A 7,002-nucleotide genomic window follows, 5' to 3' on the forward strand; every position below is an offset into this window, starting at 1 on the left:
ACCTCCGAGGATGGTGTCGCAACGCTGCAACGATCTTCAATAAACTGAAGGACGACCACCGTAACACTGAAGGCTCCCGGTGTCGATAGCGACTGTTCGCCGCGACACACCGGAGACCGGCATCATGTTACTGAAGAATCGTGTGGTCGATAGCATGGTTGGATGAAGAACAGCCCCGACGACGAGCACGATGATGACGGCATTCGCGCGATGGGCAAGCAGCTGCGATCGACTCGCCGGGCGCGAGGCCTGTCGATCGAGGCGCTCGCGAAGGCCGCGGGCGTCGGAGCCGGGACGGTCAGTCAATACGAGCGCGGGATGGGCAACCCGACTGTTCAGACACTGCGCAAGCTGGCCGACGTTCTCGACGTACCACTGACGGCGTTCGCCAGCGGTCCGCCGCCCATGTCGAACGGCGACCCGCACCACGGACGAGGAGATGCGCCCCCAGCGCCATGGACACCGGCCGCCAGGCCTGGCCGCGTCGACGTGGTGCGAGCAGACGGACGGCGGCGGCTCACACTCCCCGGCGTTGGCCCGGTATACGACATCCTCAGCCCCGACCTCGATGGTTCCCTGCTGCTCATGCACAGTGTCTTCCGAGTCGGCTTCGACAACTTCGACGCACCGTTCCAGCACGTGGGTGAAGAGGTCATTGTCCTGGTGGAGGGCCGTCTCGAAGGCCGGATCGGGGACCAATCCGTGATCCTCGAAGCGGGGGATACGGTGACGTTCGACGCCTCGCTCCGGCACGGCTGGCGCACGCTCGGCGACACGGACGCCAGCCTCTACTCCGCCATCACTCCGCCCACGCTCAAGTGACCCGCATCGGCACAGCTGCGAGAGCCGGGTGCGCCGTGCCTGATAGCGATGATCTTTGGCTCCGTCATGCTTTCGACCGCGTAGCGGACTCCTTCCCGTCCGAGGCCTGAGCGCTTCCCCTTTCCCCCGAAGGGCATGGCGTCGATCCGGAAATCGCTGGTGTCGTTGATCATGACCGCACCGAAATCCAGCGAATCCGCCATCTGCAGGGCCAGGTCCAGGTCCGCGGTGAACACCCCGGCCTGAAGTGCGTAGGGCGACTCGTTTGCGCGCTTGATCGCTTGTTCCACACCGTCGAACGGCAGCACTGTGACGACCGGCCCGAAGACCTCTTGCCGCAGGACTTTCGCATGGCCCGGGACCTCGGCCAAGAGGGTGGGTTCGTAGAAGACACCGTCGCGACGACCACCGGTCAGTACTCGCGCCCCGTCGCGGACAGCCTCGTCCACCCATCCGGCGACCCGGATGGCTGCCTTCTCATCGATCAGCGGGCCCACGTCGGTGCATTCGGAACTCTTCGACCCGACGACAAGCGATTCGGTGCGCGCCCGGATCATCGAGGTCAGATCCTCGTAGCGCGAACGCTCGGCGAACACCCGCTGAACCGACAAACAATTTTGCCCGGAGTTGGTGAAGGCACCATCGACGATCGCGGCGGCGGCGTCTTGAAGGTCGGCGTCGGCGAGGACGATGACCGGCCCGTTGCCGCCCAGTTCCATCAGCAGCTTCTTCGGTCCGGCCAGTGCGGCGATGGCGGCTCCGGTGTGATAGCCGCCGGTGAACGAGATCATGTCGATTTCGGGGTGCGCTACCAGGGCCTGGCCGACCTCTCGCCCCGTGCCGGCGACAACGGCCAGCCACGAGCGGGGAACGCCGGAGTGAAGCAGGACCTCCGCGAGCAACAGGGCCGTCAACGGAGTGTGGTCCGAGGGTTTCAGCACCACCCCGTTGCCGGCGATCAAGGCCGGCCCGAGCTTGTGCGCCACGAGGTTCAGCGGATCGTTGAAGGACGTGATCGCGCCGACCACGCCGATCGGCTCCCGGGTGTACCAACCGCGACGTCCGGCACCGCGCGGCGTGTCGTCGAAGGGAAGCGTCTCCCCCGCCAGGCGTGCGGCCTGCTCGGAGGAGAGCCGCAACGTCTCGACTGCCCGTTCTACCTCCGCTCGTGCGTCACGTATCGGCTTGCTCGATTCGGCGCACAGGAGACGTGCGAAGACCTCGCCGCGCTCGGCCAGCGTCGTGCTCGCGGCTCGGAGGGCCTCTCGTCGCCGCCACAGCGGCCATGCGCGACGCCGGACTTCGGCCGCCACGGCGCGGACCGCTGAGTCGACTTCCGTTGCGGTGGCCGCAATAACGCGGCCCACGACAGCTCCGTCCTCCTGGTTGACGACGTCGGTCCAGTGGCCGTCTGTCTGCCAGTGGCCGTTCCAGAACCCCCCGCCCGGTAGGTCCAGCCGATTCTCGGCTACGAGGCTGTCGGCGCTCATCGGGCTCCTCCTGCCGGCCGGACGATGCACGCGAGGAAGTCGCCGGCGTGCACAGCCAGGCTCGTCAAGCCGTAGACATACACCCCGTCCGTCGGCGATGTGATGATCGCGACCGTCGTGCCGAACGCGTCTTCGATCGTGCCGAGGGTCGCCCCAGGAGTCACGGTCTCCCCCGGCTTGACCTTCGGGAACCACAGACCGTCGATCTCCGCCGAAAGACCCGCGGCCACCTCGAACAGCGGGTGAGTTGCCGGGGAGGCGGGTCGATGCGAGTCGATGACGCCGACGTGGCCCGCAACCGCCGTGAGACCGGCGAGTTGACGCTCGACCTCCCCCGCTGTCCACCCTCCACGCTCGCCGAGTTCGACGAGGACGGCTGGGATTCCGGCCTGTGCGGCTGCCCAGATCGTGGACCCGGAGGTGCCTGTGACGATGCTGCGTTCGACATTCCAGCAATTCGCCATCGCCAGCGACTTCTCGTCAACGCTCGAGTTTCCACTGAGCACCAGCCCGGTGAACGCTTCGAGACTCTCGGGCAGGTCGCCGCAGTGGCAGTCGACGTAGAAGTCCGCGCGGGAGATGATGTTCTCCCACAGCCAGTTGGCGAGACGCTGAGTCGGGATGCCGGCCGCGTCGCCGGGAAAGCAGCGGTTGAGGTTCTCCCCGTCGATCGGGTTCACAAAGGCGGCCCTGTCGCGGAAGGCCACGGGGCTGGACTGGAGGGAAAGGATCACCGTGCCGCGGACCGTGGCCGGATCGAGCGTGTGCAGGAATCGGCGGGCCGCGAGAATCGACACGTATTCGCCGCCGTGAATTCCGGCGGTCACCGCGAGAACGGGGCCGGGTTCGGCGCCGTGGATCACCGCCACGGGAATGGAGATCACGTCGGCTCCGAGGTCGACTTCGCAGTATCCGCTGGTCGTCTTCCCTGCCGCTGCTTCGAGATTTCCCAGGATGAACGTGCTGTGCATGGTTGCGCGCCTCCCTTCCATCAGGCCAGCAGGAGCGTGTCGAGCGTCTGACCCTCGTCGAGGAAACGCGCCGGGCTCATGAACGAGACGTCGGTCGAGGTCGCCCCGGAGATCACCAGATCCGCGGCAACAGCGCCGAAAGCGGGTGCCATCTTGAAGCCGTGACCGGAGAAACCCACAGCGGCCACCGTTCCCGGCATGCCGGGAATCTCGCCCAGCAAGCCGGTCGAATCGACCAGGTAGCCGTCTGCGCACAGCTGGGTGCGGATGGGATCCGGGATCAGGTCGGGCAGGTAGGTACCGACCCAGCGGCGGATGGTCTCGAGGTGTGCGGGCTCCCACGACGGAGGCCGTTCCATGCTCTCGACCTCGTCGAGATACACGCTCGCCGCAACCTTGACGGTCCAGCCGTCCGCGCTCGGAAATCCGTAGAACTCGGCATCCTTCGACCGGCGGATGAAGATCGGCGAATCCGGCGCGCTGTAAGCGTTTTCGCGAGCCATGGGGAACCAGGTCAGTACCTGCGGCCGAAGCGCGAGATGCGTCCCCAATGACTGCGTCACTATCGAGGCGCCCGTTCCGGCCGACACGATCACCTTCTGCGCGACCACGGACTCCTGGCCGGTCCGGACGATCCATCGATCTCCCTGTGGCTCAACGGCCAGGGCCTTTCGGTTCCCGAGGAAGGTGGCACCACTGGCGGCGGCGAGTTTCAACGCCGTGACGACTGCCTTTTCCGAGCGCAGGTAGCCGGCTTCGGGATCGAAGAACACGGTGTCGGTGTCCAGGATGTGGTGGCCGGGAAAGCGACGGCGCGCTACGTCCCCGTCGAGAACCTCGTGTTTGAGGCCGTAGGACTCACTGGCGTCCAGCAGAGCCTCGAGATCGGGGTGGCCTTCGCCGGCAATGGTCACCCCGCCGGTCATCGCGAGCAGCTCGACTCCGCCCTCGGCCTCAAGCTCGCGCCAGAGTTCCTGGGCGCGCTGCAGCAGGGGTGTGTAGTGCCCGCCTTCCTTGTAGACCTTGCGGAACAGGCGCGATTCGCCCGCATAGGCGGACAGCGGCCCAGGAATCGAGAACCGGTCGAGCGCGATGACGCTTACCCCTCGGCGGGCCAGCTGCCATGCGGCCATGCTTCCCACCGACCCGGCCCCGATGATCACGACATCGGTCTCGCGGACTTGCATTGTGCCCCTATCACTAATCTTCTATAAATTGAATACGGCCATCATTACACTGAAGATGGAGGACTGTCCAGGGTCCACCTGCGACGCGTCCAGATCATCTGTCGGACATTGCTGTCGGACAGAGACGTCCTATATAGTTGTCGGTAGATCGTTCGGCGTCAAGGCTCGAGAGCGAAGGAAAGAGCCGTGACGCGCCGAACAGCCCTGGGTCCCGGCCTGCACCTACCACCAGATCGCAGCCGGCAGCGGAAAACCGCTCGAGCAATACACCGGCGATGGAAGGACGGAAACACTCGCATGAAAATTGTGGTGGTTGGCGCCGGATCAGTTGGCGCGCACATTGGCTACCGACTGGCTGCACGTGGTGCGGACGTCGTTCTCGTCGACGCCGCGAACGCGGGATCGGGCACCAGTTCCGCATCGTTTTCCTGGATGTCTTCGTTCCCGCACTGGAGTTGGCCGGAAGACGAGGGCCGGGCGCGGCTGCGCCGCCAAATTCAGCCGAGGTATCGCGAGCTGCATGAGGAAATCGGCGGCGACTGGCTGCACTGGTCGGGCGGGCTCAACTGGGTGCCACCGGACGAGCGCGATCAGTGGCTCAGCGCATACGCCACCTGTCGTGAACTCGGACTGGATCTCGAATTGCTCGATGGAAAGGCGGTGCGGGAGCGGGTACCCGAACTTCACCTCAGTGACGATGACGAGGTGATCTGGGAACCCGGCAGCGGGTGGGTCGATGCCCCCGCGCTGATCGCGCTGTTGATCAGCAACCTGAAGCGGCTCGGTGCACAGGTGATCACCGGTCGGGCCGTCGTCGAGATGCCTACGACATCGGACGCGATCCGCGGCGTCGGACTCGATGACGGTACGAGGCTGGACGCTGATGTCGTGGTGAACGCCGCAGGTAGCTGGTCGGCGCATCTGGCCGCACTCGCGGGCCTGGCTGTGCCGCTGGACCTTGTTCCAGGTTTGATGGTGTACACGCAGCCGCTCGAAAACGGCATGCCGGCTCCCGTGATCAACTCCCTTTCCTGGCTCGCGCGCCGCGATCCGTCCGGTGGCCTGGCGCTGCACCGGCGCGGCGTGCCGATGAGCGCGGGATACGGAGGCAATGGGTTCTCCGCACAGGCGATCATCGACGAGGTTGCTCAGATGATCCCGGTTCTGGCCGGCACTGCCCCGGCTCGGGTCCGGGTTGGCGTGCGGCCGATCCCGCCCGGTGGTCCGGTGATCGGCGAGGTACCGTGGCTTCGCGGCTTGTATTTCGCCGTCTCACACGGCGGCATCGGCTGGGCGCCGGTGTGGGCGGACGCCGCGGCCAGCGAGCTGCTGGACGGGGTGCCGGTTGCCGACCTCGCGGGCCTGCGTCCGACGCGCTTCTTCCTCGACAACCGGTCACGCGCCGGCCGGTTTGCCGACGACTTCGAGGTGTATTCCGCCGGCTGAGCACAGATCTGCGAACAATCGGGCTGACCTGACCGACGCGCAGTGGGCGATCGTGGGGCCGCTGCTGCCTGTCGGCAAGAAACCAGGCCGCCCACCGAGATGGACCAAGCGTCGATTCCTCGCTCAACCGGGCGCACCGGCCTCGCCGTAGCGCCGGTAGCGACCCGCAACACCTGGCGGGCGGACCGCCGGCGCTAACGGCTGTTGTCGGCAGCTCGGCTGAGGAGATCGGCCACGATCTCTGGAAGGTGACGCAGCATTGAGAAGTGGCCTTCGCCGGGAAGGATGTGCAAGCGGGCCTCAGGCGCGTGATCGGAGATCCACTGTGGATGAATGAGCGGGATGTGGTCGTCAGATCCGTGCCAGACAGCGACGTTTCGGCTGTCGGCTACGTCGAAACCCCATGGGTTGAGGAACGCCAGGTAGTCGTCGCGTACACCCGCCGGCGTGGGGAGGTAGCCCGAGGCAAGAGAGTCCACCAGCCAGTCTGCGAGATCGGCGTCAACACTGTCTTTGTCTGCTTGCGACGGGAGCGAGGCGATGGCCTGGTGGACGTCGATGCCGAGCACCGAGGCAGCCGCGTCCGCCAGTGCGCGGTCATAGCCTTCCCAGTCGCCCTCCATCGCCGGTCGCACCTCATCGATGAGCATGAACGTGTCCTGAAAGGACTGATGCCGGTCATACGGCCCGATGCCGCCGAGCACGGCGGTGGCCCGGCATCGGCCCGGCAACAAGGCGGCGCACGCGAGTGCATGCGGTGCGCCGCCTGACCAGCCGGCGGTCACAAAGGTGTTTACGCCGAGACAGTCGAGAATGGCGGCAACGTCGCCTGCCGCCTCCGCGGGTGTGCGCCCCGGCTTGGGTGTCGATGCGCCGTAGCCAGGACGGCTGTACATGATGGAGCGCACGCCATGGTGGCCAGGGTCGATTTCGCCGGGGAACGGTATGACGCCGTGGGTTGAGGTTCCCCCGGTTGCCCGGAGACTTCCAACCCAGGTTTGATCATGTGAACCGAGGAAGGAAGTCATCGTGGCTGCCCCCAAGAAGTACCCTGATGAGCTGCGGGAACGTGCCGTGCGGCTGTAT

6 protein-coding genes are annotated in these 7,002 nt (G+C 66.0%); 2 read left to right on the plus strand and 4 right to left on the minus strand.

Annotation, left to right across the window (positions count from 1 at the left end; translation table 11 throughout):
* Nucleotides 1-162: 162 nt before the first annotated feature.
* Nucleotides 163-822, plus strand: a complete 660-nt coding sequence (locus GKO32_RS16665) for a helix-turn-helix domain-containing protein (protein ID WP_208024433.1) — start codon at nt 163-165, stop codon at nt 820-822.
* Here GKO32_RS16665 and GKO32_RS16670 read toward each other — a convergent pair.
* The 3 genes from GKO32_RS16670 to solA are packed head-to-tail and all read right to left on the minus strand — an operon-like array spanning nt 789 to nt 4,470.
* Nucleotides 789-2,312 carry an aldehyde dehydrogenase family protein gene (locus GKO32_RS16670; protein ID WP_154757786.1) on the minus strand — a complete coding sequence of 508 codons (1,524 nt, stop codon included), beginning with the start codon at nt 2,310-2,312 and terminating at the stop codon, nt 789-791. The two genes, GKO32_RS16665 and GKO32_RS16670, sit on opposite strands and share 34 nt — an antisense overlap.
* Entirely contained in the window at nt 2,309-3,283 is a 975-nt protein-coding gene (locus tag GKO32_RS16675; protein WP_166459605.1) for a succinylglutamate desuccinylase/aspartoacylase family protein, read from the minus strand. The genes GKO32_RS16670 and GKO32_RS16675 overlap by 4 nt, the downstream gene beginning before the upstream one ends.
* Nucleotides 3,284-3,303: 20 nt before the next feature.
* A complete protein-coding gene (gene solA / locus GKO32_RS16680; RefSeq protein ID WP_154757788.1) occupies nt 3,304-4,470 on the minus strand; it encodes an N-methyl-L-tryptophan oxidase in 1,167 nt (388 codons plus the stop codon).
* A gap of 297 nt (nt 4,471-4,767) precedes the next feature.
* Between solA and GKO32_RS16685 the strand changes: the two genes are divergently transcribed.
* Entirely contained in the window at nt 4,768-5,916 is a 1,149-nt protein-coding gene (locus GKO32_RS16685; RefSeq protein WP_154757789.1) for an NAD(P)/FAD-dependent oxidoreductase, read from the plus strand.
* Between the two features lie 194 nt (nt 5,917-6,110).
* Here GKO32_RS16685 and GKO32_RS16695 read toward each other — a convergent pair.
* Nucleotides 6,111-7,002: alpha/beta fold hydrolase (locus GKO32_RS16695; protein WP_208024434.1), on the minus strand; the 892-nt coding region annotated here is incomplete at its 5' end.

This window comes from Amycolatopsis pithecellobii, from assembly GCF_009707865.1.
Classification (GTDB): domain Bacteria; phylum Actinomycetota; class Actinomycetes; order Mycobacteriales; family Pseudonocardiaceae; genus Amycolatopsis_E; species Amycolatopsis_E pithecellobii.

Coding starts and splice junctions, on each gene's coding strand:
- GKO32_RS16665 (WP_208024433.1), top strand. CDS start 163: ATGAAGAACAGCCCCGACGACGAGCACGATGATGACGGCATTCGCGCG.
- GKO32_RS16670 (WP_154757786.1), bottom strand. CDS start 2,312: ATGAGCGCCGACAGCCTCGTAGCCGAGAATCGGCTGGACCTACCGGGC.
- GKO32_RS16675 (WP_166459605.1), bottom strand. CDS start 3,283: ATGCACAGCACGTTCATCCTGGGAAATCTCGAAGCAGCGGCAGGGAAG.
- solA (WP_154757788.1), bottom strand. CDS start 4,470: ATGCAAGTCCGCGAGACCGATGTCGTGATCATCGGGGCCGGGTCGGTG.
- GKO32_RS16685 (WP_154757789.1), top strand. CDS start 4,768: ATGAAAATTGTGGTGGTTGGCGCCGGATCAGTTGGCGCGCACATTGGC.